The sequence below is a fragment of the Serratia sp. BNK-33-b genome (assembly GCF_048684565.1).
Classification (GTDB): Bacteria; Pseudomonadota; Gammaproteobacteria; order Enterobacterales; family Enterobacteriaceae; genus Serratia; species Serratia marcescens.
On record NZ_JBLQTZ010000001.1, the window covers coordinates 318,082 to 334,061 of the forward strand.

At 60.7% G+C, this 15,980-nt stretch carries 15 protein-coding genes; 10 read left to right on the plus strand and 5 right to left on the minus strand.

Annotation, left to right across the window (positions count from 1 at the left end; translation table 11 throughout):
• Nucleotides 1–112: 112 nt before the first annotated feature.
• Nucleotides 113–1,123 carry a tRNA dihydrouridine(20/20a) synthase DusA gene (dusA, locus tag ACMGGK_RS01490; RefSeq protein WP_420276631.1) on the plus strand — a complete coding sequence of 337 codons (1,011 nt, stop codon included), beginning with the start codon at nt 113–115 and terminating at the stop codon, nt 1,121–1,123.
• A 157-nt stretch (nt 1,124–1,280) separates the two neighbouring features.
• Nucleotides 1,281–1,499 carry an envelope stress response protein PspG gene (gene pspG / locus ACMGGK_RS01495; protein WP_016930270.1) on the plus strand — a complete coding sequence of 73 codons (219 nt, stop codon included), beginning with the start codon at nt 1,281–1,283 and terminating at the stop codon, nt 1,497–1,499.
• Between the two features lie 300 nt (nt 1,500–1,799).
• Here the strand turns inward: pspG and ACMGGK_RS01500 are convergent, their stop codons facing one another.
• Complete coding sequence (locus ACMGGK_RS01500; RefSeq protein WP_420276632.1) at nt 1,800–2,783, minus strand: quinone oxidoreductase; 984 nt, start codon at nt 2,781–2,783, stop codon at nt 1,800–1,802.
• A 173-nt stretch (nt 2,784–2,956) separates the two neighbouring features.
• Here ACMGGK_RS01500 and dnaB point away from each other — a divergent pair, with 173 nt between their 5' ends.
• Together dnaB and alr are read left to right on the plus strand one after the other, a co-directional pair.
• Complete coding sequence (gene dnaB, locus ACMGGK_RS01505) at nt 2,957–4,381, plus strand: replicative DNA helicase (RefSeq protein WP_025160134.1); 1,425 nt, start codon at nt 2,957–2,959, stop codon at nt 4,379–4,381.
• A 17-nt stretch (nt 4,382–4,398) separates the two neighbouring features.
• Nucleotides 4,399–5,478: an alanine racemase gene (gene alr, locus ACMGGK_RS01510; protein WP_016930268.1), complete on the plus strand. Its 1,080-nt coding sequence runs from the start codon at nt 4,399–4,401 to the stop codon at nt 5,476–5,478.
• A 44-nt stretch (nt 5,479–5,522) separates the two neighbouring features.
• Here alr and ACMGGK_RS01515 read toward each other — a convergent pair whose 3' ends face one another.
• Nucleotides 5,523–6,290 (minus strand): transporter substrate-binding domain-containing protein, encoded by a 768-nt coding sequence (locus ACMGGK_RS01515; RefSeq protein ID WP_016930267.1) that lies wholly within the window; start codon nt 6,288–6,290, stop codon nt 5,523–5,525.
• A gap of 215 nt (nt 6,291–6,505) precedes the next feature.
• On the opposite strand from ACMGGK_RS01515, the gene ACMGGK_RS01520 reads away from it, so the two are divergent.
• The 5 genes from ACMGGK_RS01520 (at nt 6,506) to maa (ending at nt 9,856) form a co-directional block, all read left to right on the plus strand.
• Complete coding sequence (locus tag ACMGGK_RS01520) at nt 6,506–6,973, plus strand: Lrp/AsnC family transcriptional regulator (protein ID WP_016930266.1); 468 nt, start codon at nt 6,506–6,508, stop codon at nt 6,971–6,973.
• A gap of 82 nt (nt 6,974–7,055) precedes the next feature.
• On the plus strand, nt 7,056–8,249 hold the full coding sequence (locus tag ACMGGK_RS01525; protein ID WP_016930265.1) for an amino acid aminotransferase: 1,194 nt from the start codon (nt 7,056–7,058) through the stop codon (nt 8,247–8,249).
• Nucleotides 8,250–8,374: 125 nt separating this feature from the next.
• Complete coding sequence (locus ACMGGK_RS01530) at nt 8,375–8,791, plus strand: secondary thiamine-phosphate synthase enzyme YjbQ (protein ID WP_420276633.1); 417 nt, start codon at nt 8,375–8,377, stop codon at nt 8,789–8,791.
• 4 nt (nt 8,792–8,795) lie between these two features.
• Nucleotides 8,796–9,149: an MmcQ/YjbR family DNA-binding protein gene (locus ACMGGK_RS01535; protein WP_016930263.1), complete on the plus strand. Its 354-nt coding sequence runs from the start codon at nt 8,796–8,798 to the stop codon at nt 9,147–9,149.
• Nucleotides 9,150–9,298: 149 nt separating this feature from the next.
• Nucleotides 9,299–9,856 (plus strand): maltose O-acetyltransferase, encoded by a 558-nt coding sequence (gene maa / locus ACMGGK_RS01540; RefSeq protein ID WP_049299927.1) that lies wholly within the window; start codon nt 9,299–9,301, stop codon nt 9,854–9,856.
• Between the two features lie 31 nt (nt 9,857–9,887).
• Here the strand turns inward: maa and ACMGGK_RS01545 are convergent, their stop codons facing one another.
• The gene (locus tag ACMGGK_RS01545) at nt 9,888–10,940 is read right to left on the minus strand and encodes an NAD(P)-dependent alcohol dehydrogenase (RefSeq protein ID WP_016930261.1); all 1,053 of its coding nucleotides are present in this window, start codon (nt 10,938–10,940) and stop codon (nt 9,888–9,890) included.
• Between the two features lie 229 nt (nt 10,941–11,169).
• The gene (uvrA, locus tag ACMGGK_RS01550; RefSeq protein ID WP_015379213.1) at nt 11,170–13,998 is read right to left on the minus strand and encodes an excinuclease ABC subunit UvrA; all 2,829 of its coding nucleotides are present in this window, start codon (nt 13,996–13,998) and stop codon (nt 11,170–11,172) included.
• 277 nt (nt 13,999–14,275) lie between these two features.
• Between uvrA and ssb1 the strand changes: the two genes are divergently transcribed.
• Nucleotides 14,276–14,806 (plus strand): single-stranded DNA-binding protein SSB1, encoded by a 531-nt coding sequence (ssb1, locus tag ACMGGK_RS01555; protein WP_004936793.1) that lies wholly within the window; start codon nt 14,276–14,278, stop codon nt 14,804–14,806.
• A gap of 86 nt (nt 14,807–14,892) precedes the next feature.
• Here the strand turns inward: ssb1 and ACMGGK_RS01560 are convergent, their stop codons facing one another.
• Nucleotides 14,893–15,849, minus strand: a complete 957-nt coding sequence (locus ACMGGK_RS01560) for a cyclase family protein (RefSeq protein ID WP_015379212.1) — start codon at nt 15,847–15,849, stop codon at nt 14,893–14,895.
• Nucleotides 15,850–15,980: the final 131 nt, after the last annotated feature.

Here is a 15,980-nt window from a genome sequence, read left to right on the forward strand (position 1 = left end):
ACGCCGCCGGCAAGGCGGTTTTCCCAACGGCGCCGATTGTCGTTATAATAGCCGTTTGCGGCCGCGCGCCGTTCGTTGAACCCAGACAGACTCAGGTAGCCAGTAACTCAGCATGACGAAAGACAACCACGCCCCAACCTACGCCGCCAATCGCTTCTCCATCGCGCCAATGCTCGACTGGACCGATCGTCATTGCCGTTACTTCCACCGCCTGCTGACCAAGGCAACGCTGCTGTACACCGAAATGGTGACCACCGGCGCGATCATACACGGCAAGGGTGACTACCTGGCCTACAGCGAAGAAGAGCATCCTGTGGCGCTGCAGCTGGGCGGCAGCGATCCGGTCGCGCTGGCGCACTGCGCCAAACTGGCGGAGCAGCGCGGTTATGACGAGATTAACCTCAACGTCGGCTGTCCGTCCGATCGCGTGCAAAACGGCATGTTCGGCGCCTGCCTGATGGGCCAGGCGACGCTGGTCGCCGACTGCATCAAGGCGATGCGCGACGTCGTATCGATACCGGTGACGGTGAAGACCCGCATCGGCATCGACGATCAGGACAGCTACGCCTTCCTGTGCGACTTTATCCAGACCGTCGCCGGGCGCGGCGAGTGCGACATGTTCACTATCCACGCTCGCAAAGCCTGGCTCTCCGGCCTCAGCCCGAAAGAGAACCGCGAAGTGCCGCCGCTGGACTACCCGCGCGTTTATCAGTTGAAGCGGGATTTCCCGGCGCTGACCATCGCCATCAACGGTGGAGTGAAAACGCTGGAAGAGGCGCAACAGCACCTGCAGCATTTGGACGGCGTGATGATGGGGCGCGAGGCGTACCAGAATCCGGGCATCCTGGCGCGGGTCGACAGCGAACTGTTCGGCGCGCAGACCGCGGTGCCGGACAGCGTGGCGATCGTCGAAGCGCTGTATCCGTATATTGAGCGCGAGCTGTCCAACGGCACCTATCTCGGCCACATCACCCGCCACATCCTCGGTTTGTTCCAGGGTGTGCCGGGCGCGCGCCAGTGGCGTCGCCACCTGAGCGAGAACGCCCACAAGCCGGGCGCCGATGCGCGGGTGGTGGAGCAGGCGCTGGCGTTGGTGCGTCAGCCGCGCGTCGAAATGGCGTAACCCACAAAAAGTTTGACCAACAGTTAGTCTTTTTCGCCAGGCATTCGGCGTGTTGCCGGATGTCTGCCCCGTTTTTTCAATAGGTTAGCCCTTCCGCCATTCTGGCACGCTTCTTGTAATCCACTCTGCAGATACGTTGAGTTGCAAAGGAGCAATCATGTTGGAAATCTTCTTTCTCATTGGCTTTGTGGTGATGCTGATGGTGACCGGCATCTCGCTGCTGGGGATCTTCGCTGCGCTGTTGGCGGCGGCGGCGTTCATGCTGTTGGGTGGGTTGTTCGCGGTGGTGATTAAGCTGTTGCCGTGGTTGATTTTGGCGGTGGTTGGGGTATGGATTTACCGTTCGATGCAGAAACCCCAGATCCGGCGTTACTGATTTTTTGCCGAATAATCAGTCAGTCGCGATGAAACTTGCATAACTGCCCGCCACGCTAATGCGGCAGCGATCACAGCTTGGCAGTTTTACCCGGCGATGTGGCACATAAAGCGTGTTTTTTGCCGGACGGGGCTGCTAGGATGTTGGTCGATGCAGTGATGCGACCGATTTCATCACCGTGAGAGACAACCAAAATTCGTGTTGCTGAAGCAACCCCCGGTCTCTGGCGGACTCTGCTCTACCCCTACAAAACGCAGTAACAGAAAGGGCTCCGCAAGGAGCCCTTTTCTTTTGCCGCGATCAGGGGATCAGCAGACTGGAGCCACTGGTGCTGCGGCTTTCCAATACTTGGTGTGCCCGCTGGGCGTCGGCCAGCGCGAATTTCTGCTCGTCTTTCACTTCCACCCGAATGGCGCCGCTGCCGATCAGGGAGAACAGCTCGTTGCTGGCGTACTGCAGCTCGGCGCGGTTGGTGATGTAGCCGTTGAGGGAGGGGCGGGTGACGTACAGCGAGCCCTTCTGATTCAGCAGCGCCAGATCGACGCCGGTCACCGGGCCTGAGGCGTTGCCGAAGCTGACCATCAGGCCGCGCCGCTTCAGGCTGTTGAGCGAGGCCTGCCAGGTGCTTTGCCCCACCGAATCGTACACCACGCCGACCTTCTCGCCGTGCGTCAGCTCGGCCACTCGTTGGGCGATATCTTCTTTATGGTAGTTGATGGTGGCCCAGGCGCCGGCCTGCTTCGCCAGCGCGGCCTTCTCGTCGGAGCCGACGCTGCCGATCAGGCGCGCGCCCAGCGCTTTCGCCCATTGGCAGGCGATAAGGCCGACGCCGCCGGCGGCGGCATGGAACAGAAACACTTCACCCGGTTGCACGTCGTGGGTCTGGCGCAGCAGGTAGTGTACCGTCAGCCCTTTCAGGAAAGAGGCGGCGCCCTGTTCAAAGCTCAGGTTGTGCGGCAGCAGCGCCACTTTTTCTTCCGACACGTTGTGGATCTCGCTGTAGGCGCCGAGCGCCGATTGCGCATACACCACCCGGTCACCCGGTTTGATCGCGCTGACGCCGGCGCCGACCTTGACCACCACGCCGGCCGCTTCGGTGCCGAGGCCGCTCGGCAGGCTCGCCGGCGCATACAGGCCGCTGCGTACATAGGTATCGATGTAGTTGATGCCGATCGCCTTGTTCTCGATCTGCACTTCGCCGGCCGCCGGATCGAGCGGTGTAAAATCAACGTATTGCAAGACTTCCGGCCCGCCGGTGGCGGAGAATTGAATGCGCTTGGCCATGTTCTACCCTCATTTGGTTATCTGAATTCACCCTATGCCTTTTGGCTGCGGAGATCTAGCCTGCCCGTGCGCCGGCCTGTGGCAATTATGCGGCGGAATCGTGCGGAAAAATCACGTATACTCTTGCGTCAGCAGCCTCACCCTCATTCGCAACCGGATAAAGACTACGTTTCATGGCAGGAAAAAAACCAACCAACAAAACAAACGCGGACGAAACCAGAGAGCGTTCCAGAGATCGTCAGATGGAAGGGCTGAAGATGCCGCCGCACTCGCTGGAGGCAGAACAGTCGGTGTTGGGCGGTTTGATGCTGGATAACGAGCGCTGGGACAACGTGGCGGAGCGCGTGGTCGCCAACGACTTCTTCAGCCGCCCGCACCGCCTGATCTTTACCGAGATGCAGCGTCTGCTGGAGATGAGCAAGCCGATCGACCTCATCACCCTGTCCGAATCGCTCGAGCAGAAGGGCGAGCTGGACTCGGTCGGCGGCTTCGCCTACCTGGCTGAGCTGTCGAAAAACACCCCGAGCGCCGCCAACATCGGCGCCTACGCGGACATCGTGCGCGAGCGCGCGGTGGTGCGCGAAATGATCTCGGTGGCTAACGAAATCGCCGACGCCGGCTACGATCCGCAGGGGCGCAGCAGCGAAGACCTGCTCGATCTGGCGGAATCCCGCGTGTTCCAAATCGCCGAGAACCGCGCCAGCAAAGACGAAGGCCCGAAGGGCATCGAGCGCATCCTGGAAGACACCGTGTCGCGCATCGAGCAGCTGTATCAGCAGCCGCACGACGGCGTGACCGGGGTTGATACCGGCTATCAGGACCTCAACAAGAAAACCGCGGGCATGCAAAAGTCCGATCTGATCATCGTCGCCGCCCGTCCTTCGATGGGGAAAACCACCTTCGCCATGAACCTGTGCGAAAACGCCGCGATGACCCAGGAAAAACCGGTGCTGATCTTCAGCCTGGAGATGCCTGGCGAGCAGATCATGATGCGTATGCTGGCGTCGCTGTCGCGCGTGGATCAGACGCGCATCCGTACCGGCCAGCTCGACGACGAGGACTGGGCGCGCATTTCCAGCACCATGGGCATCCTGCTGGAGAAGCGCAACATGTACATCGACGACTCCTCCGGCCTGACGCCGACCGAAGTGCGCTCGCGCGCGCGGCGCATTTTCCGCGAGCACGACGGGCTTAGCCTTATCATGATCGACTACCTGCAGTTGATGCGCGTGCCGGCCCTGTCCGACAACCGTACGCTGGAGATCGCCGAGATTTCGCGCTCGCTGAAGGCGCTGGCGAAAGAGCTGCAGGTGCCGGTGGTGGCGCTGTCGCAGCTGAACCGAAGCCTGGAGCAGCGCGCCGACAAACGCCCGGTCAACTCCGACTTGCGTGAATCCGGCTCTATCGAGCAGGATGCCGACCTGATTATGTTCATCTATCGTGATGAGGTGTATCACGAGAACAGCGATCTGAAAGGGATCGCGGAAATTATTATCGGTAAGCAGCGTAACGGCCCCATCGGCACCGTGCGCCTTACCTTTAACGGCCAGTGGTCGCGTTTCGACAACTACGCGGGGCCACAATACGATGACGAATAATCAGCTAAGGAACTGAAATGAAAGCGGCAACCGCTGTAATCGACCGCCGCGCTCTGCGACATAATCTGCAACAGGTGCGCCGCCAGGCGCCGCAAAGCCGCCTGATTGCCGTTGTGAAAGCAAACGCTTATGGACATGGCCTGCTGGAAACAGCACACACCCTGCAAGACGCCGACTGCTACGGCGTGGCGCGCATCGGCGAGGCGCTGATGCTGCGTTCCGGCGGCATCGTCAAACCGATCCTGCTGCTGGAAGGTTTCTTCTGTGCCGAAGACCTGCCGGTGCTGGTGGCGAACAACATCGAAACCGCGGTGCACTGCATCGAACAGCTCGAAGCGCTGGAGCAGGCCGAACTGGCGCGCCCGGTGCCGGTGTGGATGAAGCTCGATACCGGCATGCATCGGTTGGGGGTGCGTCCCGAACAGGCGGAAGCGTTTTATCAGCGCCTGTGCGCCTGCCGCAACGTGGCGCAGCCGGTCAATATCATGAGCCACTTCAGCCGCGCCGATGAGCCGGAGTCCGACGCCACCCTGAAACAGATCGCCTGCTTCGAGCAGTTCGCGCGCGGCAAACCGGGCCAGCGCTCGGTCGCCGCCTCCGGCGGCACGCTGCTGTGGCCGGACGCCCACAACGAGTGGGTGCGTCCCGGCATCATTCTGTACGGCGTGTCGCCGCTGGATAACGGCAGCGGCGCCGAGCATGGTCTGCAGCCGGCGATGACCCTGAAATCCAGCCTGATCGCGGTGCGCGAGCACAAGGCCGGCGAAGCGGTCGGCTACGGCGGCACCTGGGTAAGTCCGCGCGATACCCGGCTGGGCGTGGTGGCGATGGGATACGGCGACGGTTACCCGCGCAGCGCGCCGACCGGCACGCCGATCCTGATCAACGGCCGTGAAGTGCCGATCGTCGGCCGGGTGTCGATGGACATGATTTCGGTCGATCTCGGGCCGGATGCCGCCGATAAGGTGGGGGATGAAGCGGTGCTGTGGGGGCCGGCATTGCCGGTCGAGCGTATCGCCGCCTGCACCGGCATCAGCGCTTATGAACTGATCACCAAGCTCACGCAGCGCGTGGCGATGGAATACATCGGCGACTGATGCGCCGCAGGGGCCGACGCGCGTCGGCCCCGTTTCTCAGCGCGTTACTTCTTTACCGCCAACCACTTATCGATAACCTTCTGATACTCGCCGGTCGCCTTGGCCAGGTGCAGCCACTGATCCACATACAGTTTCCAACTCAGATCGTCGCGCGGCAGCATGTAAGCCTTCTCGCCGTACTGCATCGGTTTGGTCGGATTCACCGCGCACAGCTTCGGATAGCGCTTTTGTTGGTACAACGCCTCGGAGGCGTCGGTGATCATCACGTCCGCCTTGCGATCCACCAACTGCTGGAAAATGCTCATGTTGTCGTGCGTCAGCGTCAGTTTGGCCTTCGGCAGATAGGCGTGCACGAAGGCTTCATTGGTGCCGCCCGCCGGTTCCAACAGACGCACCGACGGTTTGTTGATCTGTTCTATCGTGCGGTATTTCTTCACGTCGGTGCAGCGCACCAGCGGGATTTTGCCGTCGGTATCCAGCTTGTCGGCGAAGAACACCTGCTTTTGCCGCTCCAGCGTGACGGAGATGCCGCCCATGGCGATGTCGCACTTGCCGCCGACGAAGTCCGGGGTCAGGGTTTTCCAGCTGGTTTTCACCCACTTCACCTTGGCGCCCAGGCTCTTCGCCAGCGATTCCGCCATGTCGATATCGATGCCTTCATAGCCGCCGTCTTCCTTGAGGAAGGTATAGGGCTTGTAGTCGCCGGTGGTGCAGACCTCCAGGGTCTTCTGCTGCAGCACCTTGTCCAGGTGGGATTGCGCACCGGCACCGCCGGCGGCGAGCAGCAGCGCGAGGGGGAGAAGCTTTTTCATCTGGCGTCCTTTTTATACATTCGTGGTTTTATGCGTTACTTCGCCGTTAATTGTCGTTTGCCTGCATGAGTTAGCCGTTTTTTATGCCGCTTACCGGCGAAAACGCCGGGCGTTGCTGCTGTACGCGATTCAAACGCCAGGGTGTGACGTCGGCAACGGTAAAAAAACTGGTAGGCTGTAACGTCAACATTTATTAACACAGTTTACAGGTGGCTATGTACAACATTGACGATTTTGATATGAAAATCCTGACGCTGTTACAGGCCAACGGCCGTCTGACCAATCAGGAACTGAGCGAGTTGGTGGGGCTTTCCGCTTCCCAGTGCTCACGGCGGCGCATCAGCCTGGAGCAGGCGCAGCTGATCCGCGGTTACCACGCGCGGCTGGCGCCGGAGGCGGTCGGCCTGGGGCTGGTGGGGCTGATCGAAGTCAGCCTGATCACGCACGCGCAGGAGCAGATCGACAGCTTTCATCAGATGCTGGAGGACGTGGACGCGATCCTCGACGCTTACAAGACCACCGGCGACGCCGATTACCTGCTGAAAGTGGCGGTGGCTGACCTGCCGGCGCTGAGCGAATTCATCAGCCAGACGCTGTCGCCGCACAAAAGCGTGGCGCATATCAAAACGGCGGTGGTGCTCAATCGCATCAAGGAAAACGGTTTGTTGCCGGTGACGAGATAAAGCTAAAACCGAATGCGCTTTTCCGTCTATATTAGGAACGTAACGCTGTGCCCAAACCACAATAAACCAGGAGAAAAACCCCGTGTTCCAGAACGTTGACGCCTATGCCGGCGATCCCATTCTGTCGCTGATGGAAAAATTCAAACAAGACCCGCGTGCGCACAAGGTGAACCTGAGTATCGGCCTGTACTACGATGCGCAGGGCATCATTCCGCAGATGCGGGCGGTCGCTGCGGCGGAAGCGCAGTTGAACAGCGTCGAGCACGGCGCCTCGGTATACCTGCCGATGGAAGGGCTGCAACCCTACCGTTCCGCCATCCAGCAGTTGCTGTTCGGCGCGCAGCACCCGATGCTGCAGCAGGGGCGCATCGCCACCATTCAGACCGTCGGCGGTTCCGGCGCGTTGAAAGTGGGCGCCGACTTCCTGAAAACCTATTTCCCGGATTCGCAGGTGTGGGTCAGCGATCCGACCTGGGAAAACCACGTCGCCATCTTCAGCGGCGCCGGTTTCAAAGTGAATACCTACCCGTATTTCGACAGCGAAAGCCTGGGCGTGAAGTTCGACGCCATGCTCGCTGCGCTGAAACAGCTGCCGAAGCACAGCATCGCGCTGCTGCACCCGTGCTGCCACAACCCGACCGGTTCCGACCTGACCCCCGCCCAGTGGGATGAGGTGGTCAAGGTGATCGCCGAGCGTGAAATCATTCCGTTCCTCGATATCGCCTATCAGGGCTTCGGCGGCGGCATGGAGCAAGACGCCTACGCCATTCGCGCCATCGCGGCGGCCGGCCTGCCGTGCCTGGTGAGCAACTCGTTCTCGAAGATTTTCTCGCTGTACGGCGAGCGCGTCGGCGGCCTGTCGGTGGTGTGCGAAAGCGAAGAGGCGGCCGGGCGCGTGCTGGGCCAGCTGAAGGCCACCGTGCGCCGCAACTACTCAAGCCCGCCAAACTTCGGCGCGCAGCTGGTGGCCAAGGTGCTGAACGACGCCCAGCTCAAAACCCAGTGGCTGGACGAAGTGGAGAGCATGCGCACCCGCATTCTCGAAATGCGTCACGCGCTGGTGGACACCCTGAAGAGCGCGCTGCCGCAGCGCAACTTTGACTACCTGTTGGCGCAGCGCGGTATGTTCAGCTACACCGGCTTCAGCGCGGCGCAGGTCGATCGCTTGCGTGAAGAGTTCGGCGTCTACCTGATCCACAGCGGCCGCATGTGCGTGGCCGGCCTGAACCACAACAACGTGCGTCAGGTGGCCGAGGCGTTTGCCGCGGTGCAGTAACGCCTGTTAGTCTGAACGGACGTTCATCGGGAGCGATAGCGATATCGCTCCTTTTTTATTGCCGGCGCGCCGCCGAAGTTGCCGCAAACCGGAGAGAGAATATACTGATTGAGGGGCGCTCACTCATGTGGCATCAGCAAACGCTAATCCTCAGCGCAAAAGCGCGTGGCTTTCATCTGGTTACCGACGAGATCACCAACCAGTTAACCCACTTACACCGCCTGCAAACCGGCCTGCTGCATCTGTTGCTGCAGCACACCTCGGCCTCGCTGACGCTCAACGAGAACTGCGATCCCACGGTGCGAGCCGATATAGAGCAGCATTTCCTGCGTCAGGTGCCGGAAAACGCACCCTATCAGCATGACTACGAAGGGCCGGACGACATGCCGGCGCACATCAAATCCTCGCTGCTGGGCGCTTCCTTGACGCTGCCCGTCAGGCATGGGCGGCTGATGTTGGGCACATGGCAGGGCATCTGGCTGGGGGAGCACCGCATCCACGGCGGAGCACGCCGTATTGTGGCCACATTACAGGGGGAATAACCCAATGAATAACAGCGCATTGCTGGAGTACTGCATGGCGAAGCCGGGCGCGGAGCAGAGCGACCAGAACCAGTGGCAGGCCAGCCAGATCAAGGTGGGCGACGTGATGTTCGCCATGGTGTGCGAGATCGAAGGGCGGCCGGCGCTGGCGGTCAAGTCCAGCCCGGAGCTGGCGGAAAGCCTGCGTGAACACCATCCGGAGATCGTCGCCTGCGACGGCCTGAACAAGGCGCACTGGAATACGGTGTTTCTCGACGGCAACCTGCCGAACTCGCAGTTTTACACGCTGATCGACAGCTCCTATCAGCTGGTGGTGGAAGGCCTGCCCGAACACGTGCGCCAGGAACTGCGCGCCTGATAGCCGGGCGGCGGCCCTCGTTTTTCTCCTGTTTTCCCGTGTTAAATCGTGATCGCGGTTTTAAATTGGGAACGTTCCCTTTTTGTCGCCGGGCAAAAGCGGCTACGCTTGGGCATTCAAGAAACGCGGATAAGATTAAGGAGGCCGACATGGCCATGAGCGAAGAAAAGCGCAAGATGATCGCCGGGGAACTGTACGACGCCGGCGACGACCTGCTGCGCAGCGAACGTCGGCACGCGCGCCAGTTGACGCATCGCTATAACCACTCCTCGCCGGAAGAGGGTGAGCTGCGCAAACAGTGGCTGGGTGAGCTGCTGGGCGGCTATCAGGGCGGCACCATCGAGCCGACCTTCCGCTGCGACTACGGCTATAACATTTATCTCGGCAAGAACTTCTACGCCAATTTCGACTGCGTGATCCTCGACGTGTGCGAAGTGCATATCGGCGACAACTGCCTGCTGGCGCCGGGCGTGCATATTTACACCGCGACCCATCCGCTGGACGCCGAGACCCGCGTCGGCGGCGCGGAGTTCGGTAAGACTGTCAGGATTGGCGACAATGTGTGGATCGGCGGGCGCGCGGTGATCAATCCGGGGGTGACCATCGGCGATAATGCGGTCGTGGCCTCCGGCGCGGTAGTGACCAAAGACGTGCCGGCCAACTGCGTGGTGGGCGGCAACCCGGCCAGGGTCATCAAGCAGCTATAAAAAAACGGGCGCCGCCGGGCGCCCGCCGTCATCAGGCTCGCAGCGAGTCGATATCCACCACGAAGCGGTACTTCACGTCGCTTTTCAGCATGCGCTCATAGGCCTCATTAATTTGCTGCATCGGGATCAGCTCGATATCGGACGTGATGCCGTGTTGGCCGCAGAAGTCCAGCATCTCTTGCGTTTCCGCGATGCCACCGATCAGCGAACCGGCGATGCGGCGGCGCTTCATGATCAGGTTGAACACCTGCGGTGACGGATGATCGTGCTCCGGCGCGCCGACCAGCGTCAGGGTGCCGTCGCGGCGCAGCAAGTTGAGGAACGGGTTCAGATCGTGCTGAGCTGCTACCGTGTTGAGGATGAAGTCGAAGCTATTAACGTGCTGCGCCATCTCATCCGGGTTGCGCGAAATCACCACTTCATGGGCGCCGAGGCGCTTGGCGTCTTCGATTTTCGACGGCGAGGTGGTGAACAGCACCACGTGCGCGCCCATCGCCCGCGCCAGTTTGACGCCCATGTGCCCCAGGCCGCCGAGGCCGACGATGCCGACCTTTTTGCCTGGCCCCGCGCCCCACTGGCGCAGCGGCGAATAGGTGGTGATGCCGGCGCACAGCAGCGGCGCGACCCCGGCCGGATCGAGGTTTTCCGGCACGCGCAGCACGAAGTCCTGATCCACCACCAGATTGGTGGAGTAGCCGCCGTAGGTTACGGCGCCGGTGTGGCGATCCTGGCCGTTATAGGTGCCGGTAAAGCCATTCTCGCAATACTGTTCCAGCCCCTCATCGCAGCTCGGGCAGCTGCGGCAGGAATCCACCATGCAACCGACGCCGACCAGATCGCCGACCCGGTAACGCGAGACATGGTCGCCGACGGCGCTAACGCGGCCGACGATTTCGTGGCCCGGCACCACCGGGTAAATCGTATTGCTCCATTCATTGCGCGCCTGGTGCAGATCCGAGTGGCAGACGCCGCAGAACAACACCTGAATTTGCACATCGTGGTCGCGCAGGGCGCGCGGCTGGTAATCGAAAGGCACCAGCGCAGACTTCGCGTCATGCGCGGCATAGGCATGGGTAATGTTCATGGTCGCTCCAGTTATCAATGTATGGGGGACAACGTTTGACCGGCAGCGAAGTGCCGGCGAGACGCGGCCTGAATCAGACAGGGCGGCCGCCGAGGGAACATTGATGATAAAAGCGGTGAGTACGGAGGGAAATACCTGAAAATGTCGAAATCTTGCCCGTTTCTGTTTGATTGCGGGGAAACGGGTCAGCGTGCGGACCGCCTGAGCGACGGCCCGCACGCCGGCGGCATTACTGGTTCAACAGCGGCTTCAGGAAGCGTGCGGTGTGCGATTTCTCACAATCGGCCACCGTTTCCGGCGTGCCGGCGACCAGGATCTCGCCGCCGCCGCTGCCGCCTTCCGGCCCCAGATCGACGATCCAGTCGGCGGTCTTGATCACATCCAGGTTATGCTCGATGACCACGATGGTATTGCCCTGATCGCGCAACTGATGCAGCACCGCCAACAGCTGTTGGATATCGGCGAAGTGCAGACCGGTGGTCGGTTCGTCGAGGATATACAGCGTTTGGCCAGTGCCGCGCTTCGACAGTTCGCGCGCCAGCTTGACGCGCTGCGCTTCACCGCCGGAGAGCGTGGTGGCCGACTGGCCGAGGCGGATGTAGGACAGGCCGACATCCATCAGGGTCTGCAGCTTGCGCGCCAGCGCCGGCACCGCGTCGAAGAAATCGCGCGCTTCTTCGATGGTCATCTCCAGCACTTCGTGGATGCTCTTGCCCTTGTACTTCACTTCCAGCGTTTCGCGGTTATAACGCTTGCCCTTGCACTGGTCGCACGGCACGTAGATGTCCGGCAGGAAGTGCATCTCGACCTTGATCACCCCGTCGCCCTGGCAGGCTTCACAGCGTCCGCCCTTGACGTTGAAGCTGAAGCGGCCCGGCGTGTAACCGCGGCTGCGCGATTCCGGCACACCGGCGAACAGCTCGCGCACCGGGGTGAAGATGCCGGTGTAGGTGGCCGGGTTGGAGCGCGGCGTGCGGCCGATCGGACTCTGATCGATGTCGATCACCTTGTCGAAATGCTCCAGGCCGGTCACTTCGCGGAACGGCGCCGGTTCGGCGATGGTGGCGCCGTTGAGCTGGCGCTGGGCGATCGGGAACAGCGTATCGTTGATCAGCGTCGATTTGCCGGAACCGGAAACGCCGGTGATGCAGGTAAACAGACCGACCGGCAGCGTCAGCGTCACGTCCTTCAGGTTGTTGCCGCGCGCGCCGCTCAGCTTCAGCACCTTGGTCGGATCGGCCTGCACGCGCTGCGCGGGGATGGCGATCTCGCGCTTGCCGCTGAGGAACTGGCCGGTCAGCGATTCCGGCTGCGCCATGATGTCGTCGACGGTGCCTTCCGCCACCACCTGGCCGCCGTGTACGCCGGCGCCGGGGCCGATGTCGATCACGTGATCGGCGGCGCGGATGGCGTCTTCGTCATGCTCCACCACGATCACCGTGTTGCCGAGGTTGCGCAGGTGGATCAGCGTTTCCAGCAGGCGCTCGTTGTCGCGCTGGTGCAGGCCGATCGACGGCTCATCCAGCACGTACATCACGCCCACCAGGCCGGCGCCGATCTGGCTGGCCAAACGGATTCGCTGCGCTTCGCCGCCGGAGAGCGTCTCCGCCGAGCGAGACAGTGACAGGTAGTTCAGGCCGACGTTCACCAGGAATTTCAGGCGGTCACCGATCTCTTTCAGCACTTTCTCGGCGATCTTGGCGCGTTGGCCGCTGAGCTTCATGTTCTGGAAGAAGGTCATCGCATGGCCGATGCTCAGATCGGAGATCTCCGGCAGCGTGGTGTCTTCGACGAACACGTTGCGTGCTTCTTCACGCAGGCGAGTGCCGTGGCACGAGGCGCAAGGGCGGTTGCTGATGAACTTCGCCAGCTCTTCGCGCACCGCGCTGGACTCGGTCTCTTTATAGCGGCGCTCCATGTTGTGCAGCACGCCTTCGAACGGATGGCGGCGCACGGTGGTGTCACCGCGATCGTTGATGTATTTGAATTCTATAGACTCTTTGCCGGAGCCGCTCAGCACCGCCTTCTGCACGTTGGCGCTCAGGGTGTTGAATGGCGCTTCGACGTCGAACTCATAGTGCTCCGCCAGCGAGCGCAGCATCTGGAAATAGTAGAAGTTGCGGCGATCCCAGCCGCGGATCGCGCCGCCGGCCAGCGACAGCTCGGGGTTTTGCACCACGCGATCCGGATCGAAGAACTGCTGCACGCCCAGGCCGTCGCAGGTCGGGCAGGCGCCGGCCGGGTTGTTGAAGGAAAACAGGCGCGGTTCCAGCTCGCGCATGCTGTAGCCGCAGATCGGGCAGGCGAAGTTGGCGGAGAACAGCAGCTCGTCCGCTTTTTCGTCGTCCATGTCCGCCACCACCGCGGTGCCGCCGGACAGCTCCAGCGCGGTTTCGAACGACTCGGCCAGGCGCTGCGCCATGTCGTCGCGCACCTTGAAACGGTCGACCACCACTTCGATGGTGTGTTTCTTCTGCAGCTCCAGCTTCGGCGGATCGGACAGATCGCACACTTCGCCGTCGATGCGCGCGCGGATATAGCCCTGGGCGGCCAGGTTTTCCAACGTTTTGGTGTGCTCGCCCTTGCGGTCTTTCACCACCGGCGCCAGCAGCATCAGGCGCTTGCCTTCCGGCTGGCTCAGCACGTTATCGACCATTTGGCTGACGGTTTGCGCCGCCAGCGGCACATGGTGGTCCGGGCAGCGCGGCTCGCCGACGCGGGCGAACAGCAGGCGCAGGTAGTCGTGGATCTCGGTAATGGTGCCGACCGTGGATCGCGGGTTGTGCGAGGTGGATTTCTGCTCGATGGAGATCGCCGGCGACAGGCCTTCGATATGATCGACGTCCGGTTTTTCCATCAGCGACAGGAACTGGCGCGCATAGGCGGAGAGTGATTCGACATAGCGCCGCTGCCCTTCGGCGTACAGCGTATCGAAAGCCAGCGAAGACTTGCCGGAACCGGACAGGCCGGTGACGACGATCAGTTTGTCACGCGGGATGATCAGGTTGATGTTTTTCAGATTATGGGTTCGAGCACCACGAACTTCGATATTGTCCATTTACACTTCCCGTCTTGATGATACACCGCGCCTGTCGCGATTTTTGCGGGGGATTTTGTGATGGATCTCGCAAAAAACCGGCACAGCCTGGTCGAAACGCATAATTATGACACAAAAAAACCTGAATGAATATCCAGTATGCGAATGCAACAAGGCCGATCGAAAAGACAATTCTGGAATGCAATTCGCACTTATCAACACGGGTGTGGTTTCGCACTCAGCGTGGTAAACTGACGCGTTTATACTGTGTAGAAATCAATCATCGGGAGAAGTGCTCATGGCCAGCAGAGGCGTAAACAAAGTAATTCTGGTCGGGAATCTGGGTCAGGATCCAGAAGTCCGTTACATGCCGAACGGCGGCGCAGTGGCCAACATTACCCTGGCGACCTCCGAAAGCTGGCGTGACAAGGCGACCGGCGAACAGAAAGAGAAGACCGAATGGCACCGCGTCGTGCTGTTCGGCAAACTGGCCGAAGTGGCGGGCGAATACCTGCGTAAAGGCTCTCAGGTCTACATCGAAGGCTCCCTGCAGACCCGTAAATGGCAGGATCAGAGCGGCCAGGATCGCTACACCACCGAGATCGTGGTTAACGTCGGCGGCACCATGCAGATGCTGGGCGGCCGTCAGGGCGGCGGCGCACCGGCAGGTCAATCTGCCGGCGGCCAGGGCGGTTGGGGCCAGCCTCAGCAGCCACAGGGCGGCAACCAGTTCAGCGGCGGCCAGCAGCAGTCTCGCCCGGCGCAGAACAGCGCACCGGCGACCAGCAACGAACCACCAATGGATTTCGACGACGATATTCCGTTCTAAGCCTGGCGACAGCGCTAAAAAAAAACCCGCTCAGGCGGGGTTTTTTGTGCTCGTTAGCCGCTGATTTTCTGCGGCGGTGTCGCCAATCAGTAAATTGCTACCGGGTTGATGTTGACCTGGGTTGAACCGACATACAGCGGTTGCCCCAGTACGAACAGGAATTCCCAGGTTTTCGTGCGCACCAGTGGGCGGCTGTCGATCAGCTCCAGGTTATAGACGCCGCGTTTGGCCAGCAGGTACTGGTTGACCGGGAACTCTTCGTCATTTTTCGGGTTAGGGTAAACTTCGGAGGCCCAGGTATCACCGCCGAAGGCCACGATGCCTTGGTCGGCCAACCATTTCGCCGCTTCCATGCCGATGCCCGGTTCAACTTCCAGGAACTTTTTATTGTCTTTGCCAATCAGCTCCAGCCAGCCGGTATTGAACAAGACAACGTCGCCTTTGCGTAAACTGATGCCCTGCTTTTTAAGCACCGCTTGAATATCCGCAACGGAAAATTCGGTGCCGCCCGGAACGATCGCTTTATTATAATAAGCCGTCATATCGAGCACGACGCCGCGTGTGACCATGGGCGGCACTTTTTCCACGCCCAATTTTTTCACGCCATCTACGGTGACGAAGTCCGCCGCCTTATTGCCGTTATAATAAACGTTGTCGATGCCGATATGGCCAATGCCATTCAACTGGGTGCCGACGCCGGTCCAGGCATTCACCAATTCATCATTAAAGGTGAATTTATTTGGGCCAAGCGTTTTACCGTCCTGCTGACCAGGCTGAATATTATATAAGCGGAAGCTGCGGTGGCGGAACGCCGGGAAATCTTTATCGACGGGCACCGCCAATGGCAATGTCTTGCCTTGTTTTACCAACTGCACAGACTGTAATACGACCTCTGGCGTGAGCAGGTTGGCTGCGCCGATTTCGTCTTTTGCGCCGTAAACGGAAGGATACCAGTCTGACGACTGCGCGGCGGATTCTGCGGCGTGCGCGGGCACTGCGGCCAGCAAGGGCAGCAAGAGGGAGAGGCGATACAATGATTTCATCAGTGACTCATCCTTATAACGGAGTATTGCAGGGTGAATGAAAATGAGCCTCCGGAAATTGGCGGCGTGAGGCCGCCGAATAATAACCGGTGGAGAAAGAGGCTCATTTTTAGTACGCGGGTGCTTTAGCG